This window comes from Ruminiclostridium cellobioparum subsp. termitidis CT1112 (assembly GCF_000350485.1).
In the GTDB taxonomy this organism is placed as follows: Bacteria; Bacillota; Clostridia; order Acetivibrionales; family DSM-1351; genus Ruminiclostridium; species Ruminiclostridium termitidis.
Window position 1 is genome coordinate 242,238 of record NZ_AORV01000065.1, and the last position, 26,416, is coordinate 268,653.

General features: G+C 42.3%; 24 protein-coding genes, 1 pseudogene and 1 riboswitch. Of the genes and pseudogenes, 9 read left to right on the forward strand and 16 right to left on the reverse strand.

Features of this window, described 5'->3' with window-relative positions:
- Position 1 precedes the first annotated feature (1 nt).
- The 8 genes and pseudogenes from CTER_RS23295 to CTER_RS23325 form a co-directional block, all read right to left on the reverse strand.
- Complete coding sequence (locus tag CTER_RS23295) at positions 2-1,978, reverse strand: ABC transporter permease (protein WP_004630052.1); 1,977 nt, start codon at positions 1,976-1,978, stop codon at positions 2-4.
- Positions 1,968-2,738: an ABC transporter ATP-binding protein gene (locus tag CTER_RS23300; protein ID WP_004629813.1), complete on the reverse strand. Its 771-nt coding sequence runs from the start codon at positions 2,736-2,738 to the stop codon at positions 1,968-1,970. Before CTER_RS23300 ends, CTER_RS23295 begins: the two co-directional genes overlap by 11 nt.
- Positions 2,739-2,866: 128 nt before the next feature.
- Positions 2,867-3,913: a sensor histidine kinase gene (locus CTER_RS23305; RefSeq protein WP_004629882.1), complete on the reverse strand. Its 1,047-nt coding sequence runs from the start codon at positions 3,911-3,913 to the stop codon at positions 2,867-2,869.
- The gene (locus tag CTER_RS23310) at positions 3,910-4,623 is read right to left on the reverse strand and encodes a response regulator transcription factor (RefSeq protein WP_004629794.1); all 714 of its coding nucleotides are present in this window, start codon (positions 4,621-4,623) and stop codon (positions 3,910-3,912) included. Before CTER_RS23310 ends, CTER_RS23305 begins: the two co-directional genes overlap by 4 nt.
- Positions 4,624-4,638: 15 nt before the next feature.
- On the reverse strand, positions 4,639-7,635 hold the full coding sequence (locus CTER_RS23315) for a family 10 glycosylhydrolase (RefSeq protein WP_004629583.1): 2,997 nt from the start codon (positions 7,633-7,635) through the stop codon (positions 4,639-4,641).
- 614 nt (positions 7,636-8,249) lie between these two features.
- Positions 8,250-8,384 (reverse strand): annotated as a pseudogene (locus CTER_RS27815) (IS200/IS605 family transposase); the annotation flags it as partial.
- 84 nt (positions 8,385-8,468) lie between these two features.
- Positions 8,469-9,269, reverse strand: coding sequence for a CPBP family intramembrane glutamic endopeptidase (locus CTER_RS23320; RefSeq protein ID WP_004630183.1), 801 nt, complete (start codon positions 9,267-9,269; stop codon positions 8,469-8,471).
- Between the two features lie 78 nt (positions 9,270-9,347).
- Positions 9,348-9,965, reverse strand: a complete 618-nt coding sequence (locus tag CTER_RS23325) for a DUF4368 domain-containing protein (protein WP_040761923.1) — start codon at positions 9,963-9,965, stop codon at positions 9,348-9,350.
- A gap of 109 nt (positions 9,966-10,074) precedes the next feature.
- Here CTER_RS23325 and CTER_RS23330 point away from each other — a divergent pair, with 109 nt between their 5' ends.
- The 7 genes from CTER_RS23330 (at position 10,075) to CTER_RS23365 (ending at position 16,505) form a co-directional block, all read left to right on the forward strand.
- Positions 10,075-10,974: a helix-turn-helix transcriptional regulator gene (locus CTER_RS23330; protein WP_004629941.1), complete on the forward strand. Its 900-nt coding sequence runs from the start codon at positions 10,075-10,077 to the stop codon at positions 10,972-10,974.
- Between the two features lie 72 nt (positions 10,975-11,046).
- Complete coding sequence (locus tag CTER_RS23335; protein WP_004629763.1) at positions 11,047-11,946, forward strand: Type 1 glutamine amidotransferase-like domain-containing protein; 900 nt, start codon at positions 11,047-11,049, stop codon at positions 11,944-11,946.
- A gap of 1 nt (position 11,947) precedes the next feature.
- Positions 11,948-12,607 (forward strand): flavodoxin family protein, encoded by a 660-nt coding sequence (locus CTER_RS23340; RefSeq protein ID WP_004629634.1) that lies wholly within the window; start codon positions 11,948-11,950, stop codon positions 12,605-12,607.
- The gene (locus CTER_RS23345) at positions 12,604-13,293 is read left to right on the forward strand and encodes a DUF2461 family protein (protein ID WP_004630106.1); all 690 of its coding nucleotides are present in this window, start codon (positions 12,604-12,606) and stop codon (positions 13,291-13,293) included. The genes CTER_RS23340 and CTER_RS23345 overlap by 4 nt, the downstream gene beginning before the upstream one ends.
- A 261-nt stretch (positions 13,294-13,554) precedes the next feature.
- Positions 13,555-14,208: a response regulator transcription factor gene (locus CTER_RS23355; RefSeq protein ID WP_004629861.1), complete on the forward strand. Its 654-nt coding sequence runs from the start codon at positions 13,555-13,557 to the stop codon at positions 14,206-14,208.
- Complete coding sequence (locus tag CTER_RS23360) at positions 14,205-15,605, forward strand: sensor histidine kinase (RefSeq protein WP_004629954.1); 1,401 nt, start codon at positions 14,205-14,207, stop codon at positions 15,603-15,605. The genes CTER_RS23355 and CTER_RS23360 overlap by 4 nt, the downstream gene beginning before the upstream one ends.
- Before the next feature lie 78 nt (positions 15,606-15,683).
- The gene (locus CTER_RS23365; protein ID WP_004630050.1) at positions 15,684-16,505 is read left to right on the forward strand and encodes a hypothetical protein; all 822 of its coding nucleotides are present in this window, start codon (positions 15,684-15,686) and stop codon (positions 16,503-16,505) included.
- Between the two features lie 461 nt (positions 16,506-16,966).
- Here the strand turns inward: CTER_RS23365 and fba are convergent, their stop codons facing one another.
- A complete protein-coding gene (fba, locus tag CTER_RS23370; protein WP_004629653.1) occupies positions 16,967-17,902 on the reverse strand; it encodes a class II fructose-1,6-bisphosphate aldolase in 936 nt (311 codons plus the stop codon).
- Positions 17,903-18,383: 481 nt separating this feature from the next.
- Between fba and CTER_RS23375 the strand changes: the two genes are divergently transcribed.
- Positions 18,384-19,631, forward strand: coding sequence for a 6-phosphofructokinase (locus CTER_RS23375; RefSeq protein ID WP_004630214.1), 1,248 nt, complete (start codon positions 18,384-18,386; stop codon positions 19,629-19,631).
- A 148-nt stretch (positions 19,632-19,779) separates the two neighbouring features.
- Here CTER_RS23375 and CTER_RS23380 read toward each other — a convergent pair whose 3' ends face one another.
- The 6 genes from CTER_RS23380 to CTER_RS23400 all read right to left on the reverse strand — a co-directional run bounded on the left by CTER_RS23380 (position 19,780) and on the right by CTER_RS23400 (position 23,085).
- The gene (locus tag CTER_RS23380; RefSeq protein ID WP_242835059.1) at positions 19,780-20,175 is read right to left on the reverse strand and encodes a GNAT family N-acetyltransferase; all 396 of its coding nucleotides are present in this window, start codon (positions 20,173-20,175) and stop codon (positions 19,780-19,782) included.
- The gene (locus CTER_RS28960; protein WP_242835061.1) at positions 20,172-20,345 is read right to left on the reverse strand and encodes a GNAT family N-acetyltransferase; all 174 of its coding nucleotides are present in this window, start codon (positions 20,343-20,345) and stop codon (positions 20,172-20,174) included. Before CTER_RS28960 ends, CTER_RS23380 begins: the two co-directional genes overlap by 4 nt.
- A gap of 1 nt (position 20,346) precedes the next feature.
- The gene (locus tag CTER_RS23385) at positions 20,347-20,694 is read right to left on the reverse strand and encodes a GyrI-like domain-containing protein (RefSeq protein ID WP_341349553.1); all 348 of its coding nucleotides are present in this window, start codon (positions 20,692-20,694) and stop codon (positions 20,347-20,349) included.
- Positions 20,695-20,953: 259 nt separating this feature from the next.
- Positions 20,954-21,613, reverse strand: coding sequence for an HAD family hydrolase (locus CTER_RS23390; protein ID WP_004630033.1), 660 nt, complete (start codon positions 21,611-21,613; stop codon positions 20,954-20,956).
- An 8-nt stretch (positions 21,614-21,621) separates the two neighbouring features.
- Positions 21,622-22,188, reverse strand: a complete 567-nt coding sequence (locus CTER_RS23395) for an HD domain-containing protein (protein ID WP_004630022.1) — start codon at positions 22,186-22,188, stop codon at positions 21,622-21,624.
- 72 nt (positions 22,189-22,260) lie between these two features.
- Positions 22,261-23,085 carry an alpha/beta fold hydrolase gene (locus CTER_RS23400; protein WP_004630233.1) on the reverse strand — a complete coding sequence of 275 codons (825 nt, stop codon included), beginning with the start codon at positions 23,083-23,085 and terminating at the stop codon, positions 22,261-22,263.
- Between the two features lie 263 nt (positions 23,086-23,348).
- A riboswitch (ZMP/ZTP riboswitch) is annotated at positions 23,349-23,428 on the forward strand.
- An 84-nt stretch (positions 23,429-23,512) separates the two neighbouring features.
- On the opposite strand from CTER_RS23400, the gene pflB reads away from it, so the two are divergent.
- Positions 23,513-25,741, forward strand: a complete 2,229-nt coding sequence (pflB, locus tag CTER_RS23405) for a formate C-acetyltransferase (protein ID WP_004629663.1) — start codon at positions 23,513-23,515, stop codon at positions 25,739-25,741.
- Between the two features lie 126 nt (positions 25,742-25,867).
- Here the strand turns inward: pflB and CTER_RS23410 are convergent, their stop codons facing one another.
- Positions 25,868-26,389 carry a type 1 glutamine amidotransferase domain-containing protein gene (locus CTER_RS23410; protein WP_004629824.1) on the reverse strand — a complete coding sequence of 174 codons (522 nt, stop codon included), beginning with the start codon at positions 26,387-26,389 and terminating at the stop codon, positions 25,868-25,870.
- Between the last annotated feature and the right edge of the window lie 27 nt (positions 26,390-26,416).

Genomic DNA, 26,416 nt, shown 5'->3' on the forward strand with positions numbered 1-26,416 from the left:
ATTATTTTATAGAGGCTTTATTGATAATCCCTTTGTAATAATTTTCTGAAACTGCTCTGCTGAAAATCAATTGAAGAACGATATATACTGCGGCAATTTTTGCGCTGGCACTCCAAAATTCCTTATATAAATCATTGCCTCCCATTATTGACTGGATAATAAGCATGAGGCAGGCACCCATAAATAAACCGAGGATAAGAGGGATAATAAACAGGAAACCTGTCTGGGTATGAATAAATTTCCTGAATTCCTTTCTCATTACTCCGATTTTTCTTAACTGTGAATATTTCTTTGCCATCTTATCGGTACTTTCATATTGGCGGAAGAGCAATATCAGTATTGAAGACGCAAAGAACAAAATGCTTATAAAGTTTGTAACAAATACAAAGTTTGAATAAAGGTGTCTCATTAGGGTATAGCCTGCATAATCGCCAAATACGGTAAAATGCTGTGACAGGGGATTGCTGTTGTCCCTTATCCCGTTCAGCCTGTCGAAAACAGGCCCTGTTTTTTTCCATTTATCCACTCTTATATCGTGTATTATACCGTTAAATTCTTTATTTGAGCTTTCAAGCTCTCTGTAATTTTCATCGGCAACAACCAGAATATATCTGTTTCCCAGAACAATTTCACTGCTGAAATTGTGATTGGTGACAGTGCCTTTCATTAGGAGTTTTTTTGTTATAACACCGTTTGTTATTTCAATTTCCTTGAGACTGCTCTCTGAAGGTACAGCCAGGGGGTCGGCTGCAAGAATCTGTGCTTCACCGCTGCCTATTGCCAACTGGTCCCCGGTCATAATATGCAGTGTGGATCTGCTTATGATACATACCGGAACGGCAGGGCTCTGTGAAGCTCCCTTATCTGCCGGTGATGCCGGCACACTTTCAATTTTGTTTGCAAAAGTACAGGGATATCTGAAATGCTCTCTCAGCCCTGCGCCGCTTTCCCTAACAAGCTCATCCGCATAGCCCTCTTCAAACCTGTTTACCCCGAAAGCCTCAATATAAGTTATTACCTGTTCCGGAGTCCTCTCTACGATTTTTTCGGATATACTCAGCAGTGCAAAGGTGGAAGCCGAGCATAACAATATCATTCCGCTGAGTATACTGAGAAGGAAAAGCACATTTGCATTCTTTTTTGAAGTATATTTCAGTTCCGAAAGATTGAGCAGGCTCCTGCCGTAAAGCTCCCTATTCCCTTTAACAAATGCCGAAAGAATTCCCGTTATATGTGATATGACCAGATACATTCCGGCCATTCCTGCAATAATCGCCAGAATAATGGGTATTCTTTTCATAGCTATATCCCTTGACATTGCTGCTGACACCGAGGTTGAAGCAAATACCGCCATCAGCACAAGCCCCGCGGCAGCAAGACCGCTGTGACTCCGGGCGGTAAACTCGGATTCCCTGTCCGAGGTCATCAGCCTTTTAATGTTCATTTTTCTGCGGGAAAGAATAGTTATAAAAATATTTACCCCATATATGACGATGAATATTGCGGCAGTCAGCAAATAGCTCCGGTAGTCAAGTACGAATCTTCCGTTTTCTTCTCCGATTATTTTCATATTGATCATGTAAACCAATCTGGAAAAAACCGTTCCCACCGCTATTCCCAACACAATTGAGGCAGCCAGTATCACCAGATCCTCAAGAATTATCAGTCTGGATATATCCCTGTAAGTCATGCCCATTGTCATGTAAAGCCCGAATTCCTTTGACCTGCTTTTGTTTTTGCTGCTGTTGATATAACTGATAAATCCTACCGAAAAGATGGATAAAATAATGACCATTATTGAAAAAACATATTCGGATCCCATTCCTGCCCTGTTCATAAAATCATTGATTTCCTTGCTGAAGGAAAGATTGCAGAAAATGAAAAAAATAGATATGGTGAAGGTACTGCACAGAAAAAAGGCGATATATTTGCGAATCCCGAATTTGAAATTTTTCCACACAATTCCGCTAAATTTCATCTTTATCAGCCTCCCCTTCAAGTACAGCAAGGCTGTCTATTATCTTCTCAAAAAATTGGCTTCTGCTGCCGTCCCGGAGCTGTTCAAAGCATATCTGACCGTCCCGTATGAATATAATTCTCTTGCAGTAGCTTGCTGCAAACGGGTCATGGGTGACCATCAATATTGTTGCCTTTTCATCTTCGTTGATTCTTTCAAAACAGCCCATTACGGCTTTAGCTGACTTGGAATCGATGTTTCCGGTGGGTTCATCGGCAAATATTACCGCCGGGTTGTTGACAAGGGCTCTTGCCACAGCCGCCCTTTGCTGCTGTCCGCCTGAAACATTATAGGGATGTTTGTCTGCCGCCTTCTCTATATCAAAAAGCTGCAGATACCTGTTTATTTTCTCTTCAATCTGAGACATGGGCTTTTTATCAAGAATAAGCGGCAGCATGATATTTTCTCTCAGTGTAAGGCTGTCAAGCAGGTTGAATTCCTGAAAAACAAAACCCATCCTCCGTCTTCTGAAAAGAGCAAGCTCCTCAGCCTTCATGGAAAACAGGTCCTGATTCTCAATGACCACATTGCCGCCTGTGGGAACATCTATGCCGCTCAGCATGTTCAGCAGCGTGGTTTTGCCGCTTCCCGACGGTCCCATGACACCCAGGAACTCTCCTTCATTTATGGTCAGTTCCACACCGTTAAGAGCATTTGTGCTCTGCTTGTTTTTTTGGCCGTAATATGTCTTTATCAGATTTTTAACTTCAATTAATGCCATATGCATTCCCTCCGTTTGATCTCTTTAATCAAATTATAAATTTACGGAGAATAAATAAGTATTCAACAACCTTTCACAAAACTTACATTTTTGAAAGAATAGCAGTTTTTGCGTACTGAAGTTTTACGTTACTGAAGTTTTAATTTACGGTAGATTACCGACACACATGTACCTGAGCCGGAATGGGATTCCACAACAATCTCGTGGCCCAGCCCCTGGGATATTAGTTTAACTATGTACAGTCCAATACCGGTGGCGTTTTTCATCTTCCTGCCGTTTTCCCCTGTGAAGAAGGGGTCCATTATCTTCTGAAGGTCATGTGCCGGAATCCCTATTCCGTAATCGCGTATACTTAATATTGTCTTATTTTCATCAGTTTCAATTTTAAAATCCACTTTTTTCATTTCCTCAGAAGCACCGGAATATTTTATGGAGTTGGATATTATCTGTTCAAGCATCACAGCATTCCATTTTGAATCGGTAAGTACTTCGGCCCTTTGAATTCCGTTGGGAACAATATGGGGACATACGTTGTTATAAATAAAACTCCGTTTTTTGCTGTTGATAATTTTTATCAATTCCGGGTATAAATCCACAGACTCAGGCTTATAATCCTTGTTGAATTCATTGATACGCAGATAGTCAAGCAGATTGTTCAGCATTTCAAGCTGTCTTTTATTTTCCTCTGAAATATCCTGAATGGTGTTATACAAGCCACATTCCCGCCTATCCTGGCAAGCCGTGCCGGGGGTGTTTTGAACGGCCAGGTCGATGACCGTTACAGGTGTTTTCATAGCGTGGATAAACTGTGAGATAAACCTTCTGAAATCCAGGTTCTTTTGTTTCTCTTCATTGAGTCTTGTATTATAATGCCTGTGGATTTTGATAAGCGTCGAATTTATTTTCCTTACATAATGCTTGCCGGAATAAACCTCGTCCGGGAGGTTTATTTCTCCGGTATCACACATGATCATCAATTTCCTGTAGGAAAAGTATTGTACAAACAGAAACGGTCCGGATAGGACAACAGAAAGACAGGCCGGATAAAGCCATTCGGTGCTGTCCATGGAAAGATTGAAGAAAAGGATAATTACAGCTGTATTTATGATAAGGAGAATCAGAAGGGAGAGCTTGTCTTTCAGGAAACATAAGAATATGGATAATTCCTGTTTCATAAGCTCTTCTCCTCTTTGGACCGGGTCAGGGCTGCAGCATCAAGAAAGTAGCCTGCTCCCCGTTTAACTTTAATTGCATTTGAAAATCCAAGCTCCTGGAGGCGTGCTTTCACTCTGGTCATATTAACCGAAAGGGTATTTTCCTCAACAAAGGTTGCATCATCCCATAATTCCTCAAAAAGCTCTTCCCTAGGAACCACATTGCCCGGTTTTTCCATAAGCTTCTTAATAAGCCTATACTCGTTTTTTGACAGCATGACCTGGTTATTCCGAGTCTTCAAGGTCAGTTTTTCGGTATCCAGTTCTAGCTCTCCCGCCTTTATTACAGTGACAAACAAATTGGCTGCCGCCCGGCTTCGCCTGAGCAGCGCTCCCATTTTGGCAATGAGCAGCTCAATATCAAAGGGCTTGGTTATATAATCATCGGCACCGAATTCAATTCCCATGACCTGTTCACTGCTGCTGTTCCTTGCAGATATTATGATGATGGGAGTTTCCGAAACACGCCTGATATAACGCACGAAATGAAAACCGTCCAGATACGGCAGGTTGATATCCATAAGCACAATGTCGGCCCTTGATTGCTCAAACTGCTTTTCCACATTCTTAAAATCGGTTACTTTTTCAACAACATAGTTATATTTGGCTAATCTGTCAGCCACCAGACTTGAGAGAGCCAGATCATCCTCTGCAAGAAATACCTTCGGCATACAATACCTCTCATGTTATCTTGTGTTCTTTACGGCCCAATCCTGTATGGCCTTACCTATAGAATTGGCCATTTGTACCTGGTTGTCATAATTAGACAGCCACTGATACTCCTCGGGATTTGACATAAAGCCGCCTTCAACCAATATGGCCGGAGATTGAGTAACTGTGCATACCGAAAGGCTCTGCCATCTAAATCCTCCATCATCGCGCTTCAGGTCTGCTATCAGGGAATCCTTCACAAAACCTGCCGCAGCCTTTGAACTGTCCTTTGAATATAATACCAGCAAACCCACGTGCTTTGTGTAGTCTGCCGTCACATCCATGGAATTGTTGTGTATGGAAACCGCTATATCGGGTTTCTCTTTTCTTATTAAATTTGCTCTTTCATTTAGGCTGACAGTCTTGTCACCTGTTCTGGTCATAATAACCGCGGCGCCTAAATCCTGCAGATACTTTCTGGTATTTAAAGTAATGGCCAGATTGAGCTGCTTTTCATACGGGCCGTATTTTCCAAGAGGCCCTATGGCTCCGGTTTCGCTTCCCCCGTGGCCCGCATCAAGTAAAACTCTCAGGCCTGTCAGAGGTTTGCTTCCCGTGCCCGAAATCTTTGGTGCATTCTTGAGTGATAAAACAAGTGCTCCGTTTTTATACTGGGCATAATACCCGAAATAGTTGTCAGGTGACTTCAAATTAAAGGTGTATTGGGCCGCACCGTCGACTGCCATATAATCTATGGACTTGAAAATGGCTGCTCCGGGCACTGCCGACCCGGCATTAATACCTGTCGTACCATATATTTTCAGAATTACTGCCGCCGGGGATGCTTCTATGCCAAACACCATATTAACAGGCATTTTAAAAGTAATGTCGGTATAGCTTCCGTTATCCTTTACGTTTATGGAGGATATTTTGTTGGAGGCCAGCGGTTTGTCATTTACTACCTTAACATATTTTTTGTCGGTCCAAACACCGCTTTTCAGCAGATAATAACCGTTCTGCTCACCTACGATGTAATCCACCGCACCGTTTATCAACGGAGTAACCCTGGATTGATCCGATGACGGTCCTGACCTTGCCACGGCTTCGGCCTCGGAAGTGCTGACAAGGGCATATTTATAATACTTGTCGGATTGAATGCTGAGAATATTGCCCTGCTTGCTTGTTATTTTCTGTCCCTTGTACTCCATGACAAAAACAGGCTTGTCAAGATTCAATATTTTCTGGCTTCCCGGCACTGCCGGCATGGTAAAGGTTCCTTTATACCTCGCCGGGGTGATGGCCCCTCCGTTGGAATCCATGTCACCAGCATTGGCAAGCTCCACCCTGTATTTACCTATCTCCACCCACACCTTTGCTCCGGTGGGCGCTACACAGGAAAAATCAATTTTCTGACCTGTTTTCATTGTCATGGACGCTGTCGGCGAAAAATACCCTGTCCTGAAGCCCGGCTTGTTCATCTGATAGGGAGCAGCGGAAGCCGAGGCAGCTGTCCTTGTTATTTTAAATATGGTTTCCTTATCCTTATGCTTGAAAACAAGTACGTTCTCACCAACCTGAAGCTCCTGGTAAACCGTAAAGTATCCATCCTCGGAGGGAGTTATCTGATTGCCGTTCAGGTACAGCGGCTGATCGGGGTCACAGCTTCCCATTATACTCACCTTTGAGGAGGAGGTTTTATATCCGTTGCCGGGAGCTGCAATATAAAGCTGACGGTCTTCGGGCACCGGGCTGCCGGCATCCCTGCCTGCCACATATATCCCTCTGAGTTTGTCCTTGATTCCCAGCACATTTGCTTTCAGATTCGAATATCCGTAGAATATGCTTCCGCTGACAGCTTTGCTTTCTCTGTTCATTGCAATCTGCTTGGGTATCTGCAATGGGTCAAGCCACTCGTTGGCCTGTGAGGGATCATTTATCTTGTAGGCGGCATGTCCTACATATAATTTTACGCTGCTGCCGCTGCATACATTTTTCCACCAATCCAGAATTACCGAATAATCCGCAATCTTAAAGCCTATATTCCAGTATATCTGAGGAGCTATATAATCTAAGTATGCTTCCTTTACCCATTTCTTTGTATCGGCATAGTGATCGTAATACGTTGATATACCGCCCTGTGTATCGGATCCTTCTGCATTTTTATCCTTGTTGGACCATATTGCAAACGGACTGATTCCAAACTGAGCCTGAGGTTTTATTGCTTTTACAGTGTCGTATGTACTCTTTACCAGTGTATTTATATTGTTCCTGCGCCAATCGTCCTTATTGGTGAAGGAACCCTTGTATTTTTCGTAGGATTTGCTGTCGTTAAAGTCCTTACCGTTGCATTCACTTTTTGAGGGATAAAAATAATCATCGAAATGAATACCGTCCACATCATAATTTTTAAGAATTTCGGCAACCCCGTCGGTAATGAGCTTAATGGCTTCGGGTGAGCCCGGATCGAGATAAAGCCTGCCGTTACCTGCCGCCACTACAGCACTGGATATTTTTCTGGCAGGATGGCCGGCTGATAAAGCGTCCACACTTTTAACCGGTTTTGAGGTTGTGCCCATTGAAAGTCTGAGAGGATTCAGCCACGCATGTATTTGTATGCCCTTTTTATGTCCCTTTTCTATTATATATGCCAGGGGATCAAAATTCTTGTCATTTGCTTTTCCCTGCTTGCCGGTCAGATATTCAGACCATGGGAAAATCGAGGATTTGTACAATGCATCACCTGTAGGACGCACCTGGAAGAATATTGCATTCATCCCCATATACTCAGCATTATCCACTATTGCATCAAGCTCTTTCATTTGCTGTTCCGCACTTAGTCCCGGCTTGGAGGGAAAGTCAATATTGCTTACCGTCGCGATCCACACTCCACGCATATCCTCAACTGCAGCTATTTCCTGCGCATTTGTCACATTTCCCGGATACTCCCTTTCTGTAAAGACCTTGTACCCCACCACTGGAAAAAGCATCAAAATAACAAGTAAAAGACAAACTACTCCCGCTTTTTTTCTCATTTTTACCCCCACATCATTAATCATAAAAATCAAATAGTTAAAATTACCAAAAATACATTTCTATTATAAATATAAACAATTCGACCTTATATCTCAACAAATCTTAGAATATTTAATAATTTCTTAATATAAAAAACACAGTTTCAGCAAAAAAGTCCCATTCCCCGGTATTTTAAGGGATGAGACTTTCGCCTTGAATATATATTTTATTTGATTTAGTATTCCCCTGTCGGCTGTGTATTCATTTCTGATAATTTCATTCCGGACAGTGTAATAAGACAGTACGGAGCATTGATAGCTTTTATGGTCAAGTAAGTGTTTTACAGGTTTCGGGTGATTTAAATTAACGCATTGTGCCAATTGATTTAGATTGCTTTACCTGTGTAATTCATTATGTCAACTGGTAACTTCCGTACTAATTTCATAAAATAGGGACGCACCCAAAACAATTGCGGTAAATTGTATCGCCTCATTATAAAGCGATTTTGCCGCAATTGTTTTTAACCGTGCATCCTATTTTATGAAGTTGTCCTCGCGTTACCAGTTGGTCCAATTAAATCTATCTGTAAAGCAAAACAAAATTTCACTTAGCACAATCTGTACGTATTTGCCTATATAATTTCTACTCTTTTTTGTCCGCATGACTTTCTCAATATTTGACCTATATCTGTTTTTATCTTCCCGCATATTGCCTGTCTACAGTATTTTGGTGCAAACACTATATTGCAATTATATTTAGGCCAGCATATAAGGAACTACTACGCAGACAGTGAAACGGCTGCTGACAACAAATGGGCTTGGCCTTATTAGTATAAGGTGATTGAAGCAAATGCTTATACTATTCGCCTGTTCTTTCTGTCGTATATCACAACGGTTACAATAGAAATAAGAACAATCACAGCATTTGCGGCAATTGTTCCCGCCCAAGTCATAGTCATGGTGCCAAAAATTGGAGATACCGCATTGAACATGGTGTGGAATAACACGCACATAAACACACGGCCTTTTCCTGATATTTTGTAGATTGCCCCATTGAAAAACCGAAATGCAATGAGTTGAACTGCAAACATCCAAAAGTTAATGAGTCCCTCTCCGTGATTCGTCCCCGGAATGAAGAAGAGAGGAATATGCCATAAAGTCCAAATGATTCCAACAGAAACGGAGGATAAAACAAAGCCATATTTTTTGTCAAGCTCAGGCTGCAATATGTACATCCAGCCAGCTTCCTCCAAGCCGCCGATAATAAGACAACCAGGCAGGGAAAGGAAGAACATATAAAATGGAAGCACCATTTCGGTACGGCCTGAAACTGCAATATGTACCAAAAAATACAGCGCAAGCCCTGCAGCAACGAATAAATAAAGAGATATGTTAATTTTGGCGTAAAAAACAGTTTTCAACCATTCCTTAAAATCTGCTATTTTGTTATTTTTCTTCAAAACTATATATGAAGCAATGGCGGGCGACAAAATATAGATTGCAAAAGGAATATTCATCCCGAACTGCTGTAACGAGTGAACCCAATTGTGAACCGAATATCCGAATTGCCCAAGAGCAATCAAAGCACCTGACACAAGATAGGCTATGCAAAATGTCAGCATCGTAAATTGTACTGTGATTTTTTTGTCTGTCATGATTTCTTCACCTCGTATTTTGAAGTATACGTTACCATTGTGAATCTGTAATAAATCCATTCTACCACATAAATACAGTCATATCACTTGTGTTTTCTCTTCCCTCTCTGCCTGACAGGACTTTTTAGAAGTTCGCCAGCTTAACAAGGAGGCTTTATATTTTTCACTCAAAGCTATAAGCTTTCCGGAACCACACGCAGAACGTGTAGTATTCGTTACACAATAAAACAGCTCCCGAACAAAAGGAGGGGTATCATAGTGGCAAAAAGTGAACCGGATATAAATCCCTGTGATGGGGCGGGCAGCTTCGGCTGTCAGGTCTGTCGCTTGGATATCCATGAGCTCATATTCCTCAGGTACTGCTTCTGTTTCACAGGATGGTTCCTCCGGCGTGTCCATCAGCCCAATGTCGCGGTAGTAAATCCAGATATCCTGTTCGGCAGTGCGAGAGTATTTCTGCGGTTTTTCACCTACCACGATCTTCTCAATGAACAGCCGCAGGATTTCCGGCGCGAGCTCCGTGATGTTGCTGTACCGTTTGGCTTTGTCAATAAACTGTGCCACATTGGTCAGTGAGTTCTGAAGTCGTTCCAGCCGTTGCTCCAGCTTCGGGAGCTTCTCCCGTAGTTGCGCCTGTTCCGTAGTGTACTCTGCAGACAGCAATCGGAAGTGTTCGTTGGGGATGCGCCCCAGCACATTGTTCTCCGACAACTTTTGTCAAGGAGGTTTGTCCAACTATTTAAAAATGTTTTAATATGACATATAGATGTCGTGTTCGTGTGTTATAATATCGTTGGTGATGAAAATGAAAATTGACCGCTTAATCGGTATTCTGACTATATTACTTCAAAACGAAAAAACTACCGCGCCGGAATTGGCACGACATTTTGAGGTGTCGCGGCGAACGATTTTGCGTGATATTGATGCGTTGGCTATGGCTGGCATACCCATCACGGCAACAAGGGGTGCAGACGGCGGTATAGCTATCATAGATGGCTATAAAATCAATAAAGGTATATTAACGTCGGATGAATTGCAAAATCTTGTGGCTGCTTTGAAAAGTTTGGATTCTGTATCAAGTCAATCAAACTTTACGAATATAATGGCTAAACTTGCAACGGGTAACAGCATTGTTTCATTGGCAGATAGCATTGTTATAGATTTGTCAAGTCATTACAAGGACAGTCTTTCTGAAAAAATCGAGTTGTTCAAACGGGCAATTTATGAACATAAGACAGTTCGCTTCGATTATTACTATTCAAAAGGGGAAATAACTCGTGAAATAGAGCCATATTTTATCCAGTTTATCTGGAGCACTTGGTACGTATTTGGTTGGTGCAATTTAAGAAATGATTTTCGGCAATTTAAGTTGAATCGTCTGTGGAATCCATCAATAACCGATATTACTTTTATAGCTCATCCTATCCCAAACGATAGAGCCAGTAGCGGATATGCTACGCCCGAGCCTTATAATATAAAAATCCTATTTGATAAAAGCGTCCGTTTTCGCTTAATTGAAGAATACGGATTAAACAGTTATGAGGAAACCGACACGGGCTTGCTTCTATCACTTGATTATACTAACAAGGAATATATTTTCTCATGGATACTTGCATTTGGCGATAAAGCTGAAGTATTGGAACCTAAAGAAAGCCGCGATGAATTTGCTCGCTTGGCAAAAAATATTTCTGAACGCTATGAATGAATGTGACATACAGTTGTCGTGTTTGAAATTGTAGAATGATATTGAAAATGCGATGAAAATGGAGGTAGTATTGTGGTTGATTCGAGATGTGGGTTACATTGTTCAGACTGTGATTGGAAAGAATCTAACGGCTGTGGTGGCTGTATTGAAACGGGCGGGCATCCATTTCATGGAGAATGTCCGATAGCTATTTGTTGTCAGAAGAAAAGCCTTGTCCATTGTGGAGAGTGCGATGTCATCCCCTGTGGCAAGCTGTATGCTTATTCCTATCTCGACCCAGAACACGGGGACAATGCGCAGGGGGCGCGTGTCGAGGTCTGCCACCGCTGGGCGGCTGAATCAGGTAACCAGGTGTGGCAGAATGTTTTGTTGACGGATAGTGGATGGTATTCCAGCTTTGAGTGCTTTGACAAAAGCACAGTGCATCAAAACATCATCCGCAGGTTTCACGAGATGTTAGGTAAGCCGGCAGAACAAGCTAAAGTTCTGTTTATCCCCACTGCGGCAAACAGCAACGAGTCACGCCCAGCAGCCGGAGCTTGCTTTGCAGAGCTATTAAGCGCGGGGATTTTGCCGAACAGCATACATATTTACGATATCGACGGCACGCTGACTTTAGATCAGGCCATGACCTATGACGTAGTCTATGTTACAGGCGGAGATACGAGCCATCTGCTTCGGCGTATGAAAGAAACCGGGTTTGACGAAATTGTAAAAAAGATGGTCTATGCGAATAAAATCTATGTGGGAGCTAGTGCGGGTAGCCTGATTGCTGCGCCGAGTATCGGTAAACCATATGACAAAGAAAAAGCGGGGCTTTGTCTTATTAACGCTTATCTTTCATTTCATTGCCCCAAGGGTACGGAAGTGAGAACGGACTTACCGTTGCGGCATATCCCGCTGACAGGCGGACAGGCCTTGACGGTAAGCTGGGCAGGGTATGAATTGATCGATGCAAAGGAGCGTGAATGAAATGGAACAGCCAGACAATCAGGGCTTGCGGATACTTTGCATTTCAGCTTCTAATAATTTTCGTCCGGGGATAAAAGAAACCTATTCCTATCAGATTTGCAAGTCCGTTTTAGATGAAGCTAAAAAACACATAGCTGGCATGGAGGGTGAGATTGTCGAACTTAAAAATCTGGATCTTAGTCCATGCAGAGATTGCGTGAAATGTCTGAGCAGCCGACGCTGCGCTACAGACGATACATTCAATCGGCTTTATGAAAAAATAATAGCCTGCGATATCTTGTTTATCGTATCCCCGCACTATGCGCCGATCCCGGCGAAGCTGTGTATGCTCCTTGAGAAAATGGAAGAAATTACTTTTTACCGATGGGATAAGGACACCTCGTATCAGTCAGAGGTGTACGGCATAAAAACGGCTGTGATTGCTCACGGCGGCGGCTCAGGTAACGAAGTTGCTCAAGCCGATGGGATTTCTCAAAAGGATTATAAAAAAGTTGTCAACGACCCAATAGCTAATGCACTGCATACTATACAGCTAAAACTGATACCGTATGATGATGAATGGAACACAGGCATAGTCGTGAAACCTGAAACCGCCGAGCAAGGATTTGATAAAAAAATCGGGCAATATGTTCGTCAGGTCTTGAATGTGGAGGCAACATGAACATAGTCGATAACGCTCCACATTTTACTGGGTTCCCAAAAGATTTTACGAACCTTTTATTTTCATTACAATTCAATAATACGATTGAGCTGCTGCCTGAAAACAAATTGGCCTACAAGCCACTTATTTCAGAGCCATTGACACTCTTATTTAATGGGCTTACGCAAACGGCTTTGTCCGTCAGCGATACACTTATCACAAAGCCATCAAAATGCGTATCGACCATGTACAGCGATATGCGATTTTCAAGGGCAACGCCGTTGAAAGGATATATGTATATACGGTTTCGTGAACCTTCAAGTGAGAAAGATATTTTAGGTCTTTATTTCGATATGGGCTGCGATTATTACGGTTATGGCATAAGGATATACAAGCAGACCAGTGCAGGCATGGAGCGTATACGGGGAAAAATTATTGAAAACAGCCAGTCGTTCATGAGGGAACTTGATAAATTGGACCGATTGAATATGGCGATTATCGGTGACAAATTCGCAAAAGATCACTATCCGGAGATCAATAATGAAGCGTTAAAAAATTTGCTGAATAGAAAGAGTTTTTATATCGAACGCGCTTGTCCAATAAACGAATCCGTCTATAACGGCAAGTTACAGGACGAGATTATTGATGCATATCAAAAGTTAAAAGGCTTGTATCTCCTCTTGCGAAAGTCATTATATGGGAATTAGCGACGGGCGGAAATTGCCCATCGCTGCGTTGTTATATTTCCATATCCTGCTTTCGTGTGGGTTGCTCCCTGCGGGTTTCCGCTCTCATAATGGCATAAACATTCCTGCGGATTTTCTCAACCTCGGCGGTATCGGTGAGATGGTTACGGTCGATTATATACCGTATCAGAATAAACAAAAATGAAAATTTACGGTATGCTTTACAACTCTATAACAAAACGCTGATAATATTATTAAAATAAAATAAGGAGGTGGAGTAATTTGGCATCTATTTTAATCGTTGAAGACGAAACGGCAATCAATGAGCTTGTAAAAAGAAACCTACAGCTTGTGGGCCATCAATGTGTCTCTGTTTTTGACGGAAAAACCGCCGTTTCTGAAATACAGAATCAATCCTACGATCTGATAATTTTAGATATTATGCTGCCGGGGCTTGACGGGTTTGAAGTGATAGAGCAAGCAAATAAAACACCCACGATTTTCCTGACGGCGAAAAACAGCCTGCCTGACCGTATCAAGGGCTTTTCCATGGGAGCAGACGATTATCTGACAAAGCCCTTTGAAATGTTAGAATTGCTGGCCCGCGTGGAAGCAGTCCTGCGGCGGACACAGAAAAACGCGAGTTGTTTTGAAGCGGGAGACATAAAAATCGATTTTGGTAGCCATCAGGTATTTCATACCGGGCGGTTGGTTGAATGTACTCCAAAGGAATATGATTTATTGGAAGTCCTTGTGAACAACCGGAATATCGCGCTCTCCAGGGAAAGACTCTTGGAACTGGTTTGGGGCTACGATTTTGAAGGAGATACCCGGACAGTGGATGTACATATACAAAAGCTACGTAAAAAGCTGGATTGGGACGACAGGATAAAAACCGTGTACAAGCTGGGCTACCGTTTGGAGGCAGGCCGATGAAGCAGCGGATTTTTTTAACGACGCTTGCACTTTTTCTTTTCTTCTTTAACCTTGGAATTTTCATTGTTTCCGTTACTATGTTCAGGGACACGGTAAACCGCGCGGAGGAAAGAATCCTGGGCGAACATTATTTTATCGCCTCCGCCCTGCTCAAGGATTTCATTGCAGTAGAAAGCCGCGGGGCTGACTTGGACGGCTCCATAAGCTTACTGTTAAAGCCTTACAGCTATCTATCAGGAGACAACAAGACGAGGCTTGCGCTTTACAAAAACGATCAGCTTATCTATTCCGATCAGAACGCCTCTGTACTGGAGGACAATTCCCTAAAGCCACCGGTGGGCGGAAACCGGCTGGCAACGATCCGGAAGGCGAGCAATCAAACATATGTTATCGTCTCGGGAAAGCTTTCCGACCCTTATCATTCCTACACCCTGGTTTATCTTTACGATACGACGGAGGCCATCAGCTCATGGAGCCACCTGAAAAATAATTTGTTTTTGGCGGGATTTGCGCTCTCCATCCTGCTCGCTTTTGGCCTGCTTCTTGTACTAAACCGGATATTCAGGCCGTTTAAGCAGATTTCCCGGACAGCCAAAGATATCGCAGGTGGTGCGTATGAAACCAGGCTTCCGGTATCAGGTGGTGATGAGCTTTCTGAAATGGCCCAAAGTTTCAATCACATGGCGGAGGAAATCCAGCTCCGGATAACGGAATTGAAGAATGCCGCCGATCAAAAGCAGCAGTTTGTTGATAACTTTGCCCACGAACTCCGCACGCCGCTGACCGCAATCTACGGATATGCGGAATATATACAAAAGGCTGTCATGTCGGAGGATGACAGCCTGTCGGCGCTTCAATACATTATGTCGGAAAGCCGCCGCCTGCAGACGATAGCGTTTCAGTTGCTGGAACTTGCCAATTTGCAGAACAATCCGCTTACCTGTGAGGAATTGAAAGTATCCGACCTCTTTCATTCGGTCAGGCAAACGCTGTATGGGAAACTGGCGGGAAAATATATCCAGATAGAGTTTTGCAGCGAGATAGAGACGATACGTGGAGATGTCTCTCTACTGGAAAGCCTGCTGATCAACCTGATCGACAACGCGATAAAGGCATGCGGAAAAGACGGCCACATCGATGTTCGGGCAGCGATGGAAAATGAAAAGAAAACGATCAGTGTTCAGGATAACGGAAAAGGTATGACCCAGGAAGTCCTTTCGCAGATCACCGAACCTTTTTATCGGGGAGAAAAGTCACGGAACCGCAACGACGGCGGAGCCGGGCTGGGGCTTGCCATCTGCAAGCAGATTGCTTCGAGTCACGGCGCGGAATTGAGTTTTATCAGCCGGCCCGGCGAAGGAACAACGGCAAAAATAACTTTTACAACTTCACAATAACTTGATTAAAACTCTATAATTAAGGCCCCGTATACTGATCCCGTGATCACAAATTAAAACAATAAAGGAGAGCTTCCCATGAGAGAAAAAAGATCAAAAGGAAAACAGTTCAAAAAGACCATTTTGGCCGCCACGATGATTATCGGGGCAAGCACGATGATATTCCAGGGGCTTACACAGGCGGCTGCGGCTGCGGAATATAACAAAACAGATACAATTCCGACAAGCTATGTCAATGTGGATGCATCATCCTCAAAGGAATTGCCTGAAGGCTATGAAAAAGCCAATTATTCAATTAAGTGGATCAAGCCGTATTATGAAAACATTGAAAACAAGACTCCCTCGGAAAAAGACCTGACAAAAGAAGAAGCGGCGGAGCTTGCGGCACAATACCTTTGGCAGGCGTATGGCGTGAACCTGGAAGGCCAAACCATTGAAATGCATTGGCGGGACGATGGACTTCCGATGTGGGATGCTCAGGTTAAGATGGAAGGCCAGGACTACCACGACGGATATCGTGTGGATGGTTATTCCGTGCGGATTGATTCGGTTACCGGCGACTTGCTTCACGTATACATGAACAGAACGCTGGAAGAGAAGGTTAATGCAGATTCTATTGACAAAGACGAAAGCAAATATGAACCTACGGCAAAAGAGCTGGCAGAAAAATATGATGTCGTTCACGGCGATATTGAAGCAATTAATTGTGTCGGGCAGGCATACGACAGCATAGAGGGTGACGTGCTTATCAGTTTCAAAATCCAGGGTAAAAACGGCGAAGTGGCGTTTATAACCTTTTCCCAGTATGACGGGGTGCTGGAGCAGATCGAATATAATGATCACTATAAGTTTAACTTGCTGATGAGTGAAAAAAGTCGAGAGGAAATGAAAGCAGAGTAGGAAGCGAGATCCGCCCAAAGAGCAGCGGCCGCTGCCAACGGGAGCAATTAAACGAAGCGTTCCGAACTTTGTTTGCAGTCCTTTTGTCACATGTAACCCAGTACTAAGCGGCGGTCCTCCAGGCAAGAGACTCTATCATTTGGGATATGGATAGATATAGATTTACGATCCTTTCGGAATATCCCATAAAAGAGTTGCAAACAAGGCCGTCTCCGTTACAGCAGAAAAATAAGCTCGCGCGCGAAATAAAAATCCCTACAACTTTTTAGGAAGTCAGCTTTCTTTATTTGGGAACAAGAAACGTACACAGAAAAAAGCAACAGGTGACTATTGGCTCCTGCTGCTTTTTATGTTCCGTATTCAGTTTGCCTTATGAGGTGGGTTCACAACTTATCCTTGTGACTTCCCACCTAAAGTCCGGAAGCTGTTTATTATATTTCTTCAAATTAAATTACTGTTAATTAAGCTTTGCCATCTGAACCGAGAACGTTAACGATCTTGTTCTTAACAAGTCCCTTTATAGCTTCTCTAGCTGGTTTGAGATATTGTCTCGGGTCGAAGTGGCTTGGATTTTCAGCAAAATACTTTCTGATGCTGCCTGTCATTGCAAGTCTCAGGTCAGAGTCAATGTTGATTTTGCAAACAGCCATTGCTGCTGCCTTTCTGAGCATTTCTTCAGGAATACCTATAGCATCTGGCATTTTTCCGCCGTTGTTGTTGATCATTTCAACAAACTCAGGAATAACTGATGATGCACCGTGGAGAACTATTGGGAACTTGGGAAGTCTTTTTTCAACTTCTGCCAATATATCAAATCTGAGTTGTGGTTTCTGTCCCGGCTTGAATTTGTATGCACCGTGGCTTGTTCCGATAGCTATTGCCAAAGAGTCAACACCTGTCTTGGTAACAAATTCTTCAACTTCATCAGGCTTTGTGAATGCTGCATCGGCATCTGATACATTGACAGCATCTTCAATACCTGCGAGTCTTCCCAATTCAGCTTCAACAACTACTCCTCTTGCATGGGCATATTCAACAACCTGTTTTGTCAATGCAATGTTGTCTTCAAAGGAATGGTGTGAACCATCTATCATAACCGAAGTGAATCCTCCGTCAATACATGATTTACAAAGTTCAAAGGTATCACCATGGTCAAGATGCAGACATATTGGAAGGTTGGTTTCAATAATTGCAGCCTCAACCAACTTCATGAGATAAGTATGATTTGCATACTTTCTGGCACCTGCCGATACTTGAAGAATAAGTGGAGCATTTACTTCCTTTGCTGCTTCGGTTATACCCTGAACTATCTCCATGTTATTAACATTGAAAGCACCTATGGCGTATCCGCCTTCATAAGCTTTCTTAAACATTTCTGTAGAAGTTACTAATGCCATTTTTAAATGCACTCCTTTTATATTTTATTTTACCTGAAATCCTATGTTTTTGTGGCCTGCACATCTTTGCCTTCAGTACAAAAACTATGAATCCCATTTTATAATAATTATTATTTATCAAAAATATTCTTTTAATAAATAATAAGGTAATTCCAGAAACCCATCGTTTCTATTTTATGAAAAATTCAGCTTAAAATCAAGGGAATTTTTGATATTTTTTTGTCAATGGCTAAGCAGCAATAATAATATTCAAACAAAAATCAAATATTATTATAAAACACTACCTATAAATCTGAATGAAGCAGCGAGTGATTCAGAATGCTAAATCTGCAAGAAATGAATATGTATAATTGCAATTTATTATCCATTATGCTATATTTTAATGTGATTGCGTATTGTAATATCAGCCTTTCAAAGAAAGGTTTGGTAAAAGCAGCGTACATTTATACAAATTAATATAAATCATTAGGAGGTATATACAATGACAGTTTTAAAGGGTGCCGCTATCTTCGGACAGTCAGGTGGACCAACTTCAGTAATTAATGCAAGTGCCTGCGGCGTTTTCCAGGAAGCATTAAAACAGGAAGCTATTACAGCTGTATACGGTGCAGCTCACGGAATCAAGGGTATTCTTGATGAAAAATTCTATGATATGAGCAAGGAAGATCCATACGAACTTGATTTATTAAAAACTACTCCTTCTTCCGCTCTGGGATCAGTTCGTTACAAGCTCAAATCAGTTGATCAGGATGAAACTGACTATAAGAGACTCGTTGAAGTTTTCAAAAAATATAACATCAGATATTTCTTCTACAATGGCGGAAACGACTCAATGGATACCTGCAACAAGGTCAGCAAGTACATGCAGAAGGTTGGTTACGAGTGCAGAGTAATGGGTGTTCCAAAGACTATAGACAATGACCTTTTCGGGACAGACCACTGCCCCGGCTTTTCAAGTGCCGCTAAATACATTGCCACTTCTACCATGGAAGTTTACCACGATGCAAGAGTTTACAACACAGGCATGATCACAATATTGGAAGTTATGGGAAGAAACGCAGGATGGCTGACCGCTTCAACAGCATTGGCTACTTACAAGGGTGCAGGTCCTGATTTGATATACCTCCCTGAAATAGATTTTGATATGGATCAGTTCCTTGAAGACTGCGCTGCAATCTACAAGAAAAACGGCAACTGTATCGTAGCTGTTTCAGAAGGTATCAAGGATAAGAACGGAAAGTATATCTCCGAGTACGGTTCAGATCTTGCCCAGCAGAGAGATTCCTTCGGACATGCTCAATTAGGAGGTCTTGCAGCTACTTTGGCCGCTATTGTTAAAGAAAAGACCGGAGCCAAGGTCCGTGGTATAGAATTCAGCCTTCTCCAGAGATGTGCAGCTCACTGCGGTTCGGCCAGCGACGTCAACGAATCCTACATGTCGGGTCAAATGGCTGTCAGATATGCAGTTGAAGGTATGACTGACAAAATGGTTGGTTTCAAGAGAGCTGAAGGAAAAGAATACAAGTGCGAAATTCAGCTGCTTGACTTGAACGATGTTGCAAATACCGAAAAGAAAATTCCAAGAGAATGGATCAACGAAGCCGGAAACGGTTTAAAACAGGAATTCATCGATTATGCATTACCTTTGATACAGGGTGAATCAACTCCTCCAAAGGAAGATGGACTCCCAAGATTCGCCAGGCTCAAGAAAGTATTGGCTACAAAATAATAAATATTCATGCATATATTCAAGAACAGGTTACATTTTTACTGTAACCTGTTCTTTTTTACGTGCTTATGAGATTTGCCCGGCACATTCCCGGCACATTAAAGAACGAAAGTCCATTAATTCAACCTTTGTTTTATAATTGTTCAAGTTAAATTACATCTGATTTAAGTAATGAATACAAATCAAGGTCAACCACTCCTCTTCCTGTCCAAAATACCCCCTGTCTTATTGTTCCTTCTTTTAGAAAACCATTCTTCAGCAACACATTTCCCGATCTGACATTGGCAGGCATTACAAAGGCCTGTATTCTGTTTATATCTGCAGTGTCAAACAGGAAACCGCATAAAGCATTTACGGTTTTGGCGGCATAACCCTGTCCCCAATAGTTTTCGCTTAAAGTGTAACCAATTGTAGCCATATTTACTTTTTCGTCAAAATCAAATATTTCTGCTACTCCAATAATCCTGCCTGCATTTTCATTGCTGCAAATACCGAGGTAGATTATCTTCTTTTTGCCAAAATCTCTTTCAAAATGTGTAATCATATTTTCCACTGCGGACTTATTTTTTCTGACTTCTCCGGTCTGAATCTGAATATGTTCTCATTGTTATATATGGAAAACAGCTCATCCACATCTGATTTTTCTATTTTTCTAAGTGTAATTTCATCGGTCCTGATATAAGGAAATGCTGAAAATAAGCTTGTTTTTTTCACTTTACCCTTTCACCTCCATATATCCGGTTATAACAGGTACCCATAATTCATTTTCAGGTTGGTGCCCCGGTGCAAGAAAATTCTCTATGCAGGGCAGATTTCCAAGTTGGTAGCCTGAGGTAGGAAGCCATTCGGAGTATATGCGTTTCCAGGTATCAATAACATTTGGAAAAACAGCCCAGCCTGACGGTGGAATTAAAAGTGTTTCCATACCCTCGGAGACCTCACCCTGGTATCTTGCCCCCATAAAATACTCAAACTCTTCCTCCCTGATATCGGAATCTTTTCCGCATATACCCAGGATGCCTTCCATTTTACACTGCGGCTTTTCCCAGGACATATCAATCAGCGTTTGGAGAAATCGATTTCTTCAGTTAAATTTGTTTCTATGTACTCCAATGCATTATTAATGCTCTTAATCCAATCCATTTGATGCCCTTCGAGTAATATAATAATAAAAACAAGATAATGGTGTCCGACTTTTGTTGCACATGTTTGCAGGGTTCACTGATATACGTTTGCATGTTGAGTGTCTGCCAAGTAATCTTCCAAATCTTTAATTTCCAGCTCTCTTATAAAATATTTACAGGTACGTTCTTAGAGTTCTCTTAATGCAAAAATAAAAACTTAGTGAAATCCTGGACCGTATTGAAATAATAGTCGGAGTGGATTTTCATATACTCCCTGATCTCAGGAACAATATGCGACCAGCCGGCGCCTGCAAACTCCACATTGCATTTTCTGGCCATATCCAACCCCGGTTTTAAATCGTCAACCACCAGTATATCCTTAACATCCAGATTGTACCTTTTCATAGTCTCGTATATTGGATATGGGTTGGGTTTTCTCTGGTGTTCCTCCATGTCCCAGCCGAAAATCAGGTCGGGCTCCATATTGCAGTTATGTAAATAATCCCTCCGGATTTGTTGGCTCTCGGAATGAGAAACCACCGAAATAAGGCCTCCGTCCTCCCTAAATTCCTTCAACAGCTTCTTGACGCCTTCATAGAACACCGGTATCCTGCTCTTTGTATAACTTCTCCATATTTGATACTGGCACTCCTGCTCTTCTTTTGTAAACTTCATAATGTCCCTGCACAATTCATTAAACCCCGGATTAAAACAATGTGAAACAAATTCTTCAAGGCTGGGGGGCTCCATATCCGGCCGCAGAGTCCTTACTGCTTCCACAAAGGAAGGATAATGAATATCAGGCGTACTTTTAGTAACAGTATCGTCATGGTCCAGTATCAAACAACGGTATCTCATATTTTTGTTTACCCTCCTGATTTGCATTTCCTTTTTGTTTCCTCATCTACCAGTTCCCTAATGTTTTTAATAACTTTATCAAAATCCATATATGAATTACCATAGTTTAAATTAAATTCATAGTCGAAATCAGAGGGATTCCTTCCCTGATTGTGCTGCATTATTGTCTCCAACTTGTCCAGAGCTTTGACAAGTTTTGCTTCTAAAGTCACGGCAGTATTGTACTCATTCCAAAGGTCCTTAATCCTTTGTTTCGGATTTTGCGGCAGATCTTTTACCAATGTACTTACAGCATCTGCCTCTCTTTTCAATTTTCCGTCCGGGTCGCTTTCAAGCTTTGCCGACACGTCACCCTCATAAATTTCACCAAAGTCATGTATAATGCACATTCCCAATACTTTACCCACATCAGCCTCAGGAAAATATTCCGCCAGAGAAAGTGCGAATACTGCAAGCCTCCAGGAATGTTCTGCGACACTTTCCTGCTTTCCTTCAGAGGTCCATGCAGTTCTTGTTACATTTTTCAGTCCTTCAATATCTTTTATAAAATTAAGAATATTATATATTTCGGTCATATGTGCCTCCGGTTAATTTCTTATTTATTATTTTAAACAATATAATATAATTAAGTCTGTACATCTCAATAATTAAACCTGTAAACTTTCTTTTATCCTGAAAAGCCACTCCTTAACCATTGCTTCAAATAGATCAACCTGTTCAAACTGAAGATTATGTCCTGCTCTGTCCAGTACTGCAAAAGTGGCTCTAGGATATTTTTCCAGTATATCCCATGCATCCTTATAACCTACACAGGAATCCTGTCTCCCCAATATAAATAACGCCGGTTTTTCATATTTGTGATCAATAAGACCGGCTTCAAATGAGAAATAATAATTTTCTCTAAGCTTCTCAAGAAAACCCATATCCGCCATATTGACACCGGATAGTATCTCGGATTTGTATCTTTCTAAAATTTCCATACTCTGTACGACGGACATTTCTTCGAAGCCTTCCGCTTCTTCTTTTGACAATCCGCCAAGCAAGGATTTATTCCTTACCAGAACGGTTTTTTGCGGAAGGGTTCTGTTATTGTCCCTCTCCTTAACTACAGGACAGAGTAAAAAAAGTCCGTCGATGTTATTTGCCTGATGGTAAGCAACTCCTCTCGCAAGGTAGCCTCCGTACGACTCGCCTGCAAGCAGATAACGCTGTCCGGGAATAACCTTTTCAATAAATTGCAGCACCACCTCCAACATTTTGTCGGAACTGGTTATCCACTGCTCTCCCTTTGTCCTTCCCATTCCGGGCAAATCAAGATAAATCCGCTTATAGCCCTGAATTGTATTTAAAATGGGTTCCATACAGCCAACCATCATTCTGTGGTCTATTGTATAGCCATGTATCATTATTATTGGCCGTCCTTCGCCATACTCTTCATAATAAACAGATATATCTCTTAATTGGCACTCCATTTTTTTCTCCTCCCAATATCTTTTTCTCCAAAAATCTTCCATAACTATGGTAATAGTATACCAAACGTATGTTCTTGTCAACAATGCTTTATCTGCGCTCACATTTGAAATAAGCCACAATATATAGTTTATTGCTTTAATATATTAGCATATCTTGTAGATTTTTTCATAAATTTTATCTTGAATTTTGGGATATCACTTGACTTTTAAATCAAAGTTAATTTATACTTAGTATGTAAAAATTAATTTTAAATTTTGATTCAAAACTGTCATGCAACTGGCGGAAGTGGAGATTACCACACGGGAGTATGACTTTTAAAAGCCGGCCGCCTGGGCGCTTAAAATGCCCAGGCGGCTTTTATTTTGCTACTTTTGTCTTGCAGAGTAAATCCCTTGGCAGAAAAAATCATATAGGGAGGCAGTACTTATGAATCTATCTTTTCCTGAATTTAAAAGCGGCAAATGGAATAATACCATCGATGTTCAAAATTTCATTCAAACAAATTACAAACCTTACGACGGCGATGAAAGCTTTCTGACCGGTTCAAGCATAAAAACAAAACATTTGTGGGAAACCTGTAAAAGCCTGCTGATTGAAGAACATTTGAACGGAGGAGTTCTGGAGATCGATTCCGGAACCATCTCGGGTACTACAAGTCACAAGCCCGGTTTTATAGATGAACCCTTTGAGGTAATAAAAGGGCTCCAGACAGATTCACCCCTGAAAAGGGCCTTTATTGCAAAAACCGGCTATCGCATGTCAAAGCAGGCCTGCGAACAGTTCGGCATCTCGCCTGCGCCTGAAATAGAAAGTATTTTCAGCAAAGAAATCAAAACACACAATGACGGTGTTTTCAGCGTTTATTCCGAAGAAATGCGCAGAGCGAGAAAATGCGGAGTCATCACAGGCCTGCCCGACACATACGGCAGGGGCCGGATTATCGGAGACTACAGGCGGGTGGCGCTTTACGGTATCGACAGGCTGCTGCTTCAAAAGCAGCAGGACTCTGAGGCCCTGCCGCCGCAAATGTCCGAAGAAGTAATCCGGCTCAAGGAGGAAATCCACGATCAGATCTCAGCACTTAAGGCTTTGATAGAACTGGGCAGTTCTTATGGCTTTGACCTTAAGCGCCCCGCACAGGACGCCTTTGAAGCAGTTCAGTGGACTTATCTCGCTTTTCTCGGAGCAATGAAGGAAACCAACGGCGCGGCAAATTCCCTGGGAAGACTCAATGTGTTCTTTGATATCTATATAGAAAAAGATATTGAAGACGGCATATTAACAGAAATTCAGGCCCAGGAGCTCATAGACCAGTTTGTCATAAAACTCAGATTCATAAGACATTTGAGAGCCAAGGAATACAATGAGCTTTTTGCCGGTGACCCCGTATGGCTGACCGAATCCATTGGCGGTATTGGAACGGACGGAAGACATATGGTGACCAAAACCTCCTACAGATTTTTGCATACCCTGAATAATCTTGGTGCAGCTCCTGAACCAAACCTGACAATTCTCTGGTCTCCAAAGCTGCCAAAATCCTTCAAGCTGTACTGTTCCAAAATATCCATAAAGACAAGTGCCATACAATATGAAAATGACGAGCTTATGAGACCTGCTTACGGGGATGACTACGGAATATCCTGCTGTGTTTCTGCCATGCGCCTTGGAAAGGACATGCAATTTTTCGGAGCCAGATGCAATCTCCCCAAGCTTCTGCTGCTTTCATTAAACGGCGGCAGGGATGAAATCACCGGCGAACAGGTGGCTCCGGCACTTCCCCCTTACGAAGGGGATTACCTGGAATATGACAAAGTGCTCGACAATTTCAATAAGCTTCAGCAGTGGCTTACCGGACTCTATGTAAATACCATGAATGCCATTCACTATATGCACGATAAGTATGCCTATGAGAGACTGATGATGGCGCTGCACGACAGCGATGTCAACAGGCTCATGGCTTTTGGTATTTCGGGCCTTTCAGTCATTGCCGACTCCTTGAGCGCCGTAAAACATGCCAGGGTCAGAATAATCCGGGATGAAAGAGGCCTTATCACTGATTTCGGGCTCACTGAGGACTACCCGCAGTTTGGAAATGACGACGACCGTGTGGACAGCATTGCAAAAGAAGTGGTAGAAGTCTTCTATAACAGCCTGAAAACCCACCCCACTTATAGAAATGCAAAGCATACCCTATCTGTGCTGACCATAACTTCAAATGTCGTATATGGTAAAAAAACCGGCTCAACACCCGACGGCAGAAAAAAAGGAGAGCCCTTTGCTCCGGGCGCAAACCCCATGCACAACAGGGACAGATCGGGTATGCTGGCCATGCTTAATTCCGTTGCAAAAATACCTTACAGCTGCTGCAGTGACGGAATATCACTTACACTTTCAGTGATCCCGGCGGCATTGGGAAAGGAAGAAAATACTGAAATAAGCAATCTTTCGGCACTTATTGACGGCTATATATTGAACGGAGGGCATCACATAAATATAAACGTACTGGACCGGTCAACCCTTGAGGCTGCCATGAATGAGCCCATGAAGTACAATCAGCTCACAGTCAGGGTCTCAGGCTATGCCGTACATTTTATAAAGCTCTCAAGAGCCCAGCAGCTGGAGGTACTGTCAAGAACCTTCCATGCAAGGGCATAAGGCCTAAAACATGGAGCTGCCTCAAAGTAATATAATTATAATAATATATCCCTGATAATAGTGCGCGAGTGCAACTTCAAAAAAATGAGAAGCTCCATTAAATGTTTCACATCTATTTAAATTGTGTTAGTTTTGCGACACATCTCTTCCGTCCAGCATATTTACAAACTCCCTCATAAAACAGGGCAAATCCTCAGGACGGCGCGAAGTGACCAGGTTGCCGTCAACAACCACCCTCTGGTCAACATACACACCTCCCGCATTTATAAGGTCGTCCCTGATGCCGGGATAACAGGTACACTTCCTGCCGTTCAAAACCCCGGCCGATATCAGAATTTGCTGCCCGTGGCAGATGGCTGCAACAGGCAGCTGCTTCTCCATAAAATAGCAGACTGCCTTAAGAGCAGCTGAATTCTGCCTGATTTTTTCAGGAGCCTTTCCGCCGGGTATCATCAAACCGGAATATTCTTCGGGATTGATCTCTTCAAAACTTATGTCTGCATTTATTACAAAATGGTATTTACCGCTTACGGACCCCTTTTCAAATGATGCCGTGTCCACCCGGATCCCTTCCTCAAGCAGTCTGAAATATGGATAGAGTACTTCGGAATCATCATATCCGTCAGCTGTGATCATTAATATTTTCATATATACATCACCCTTTGAATAAAGTAT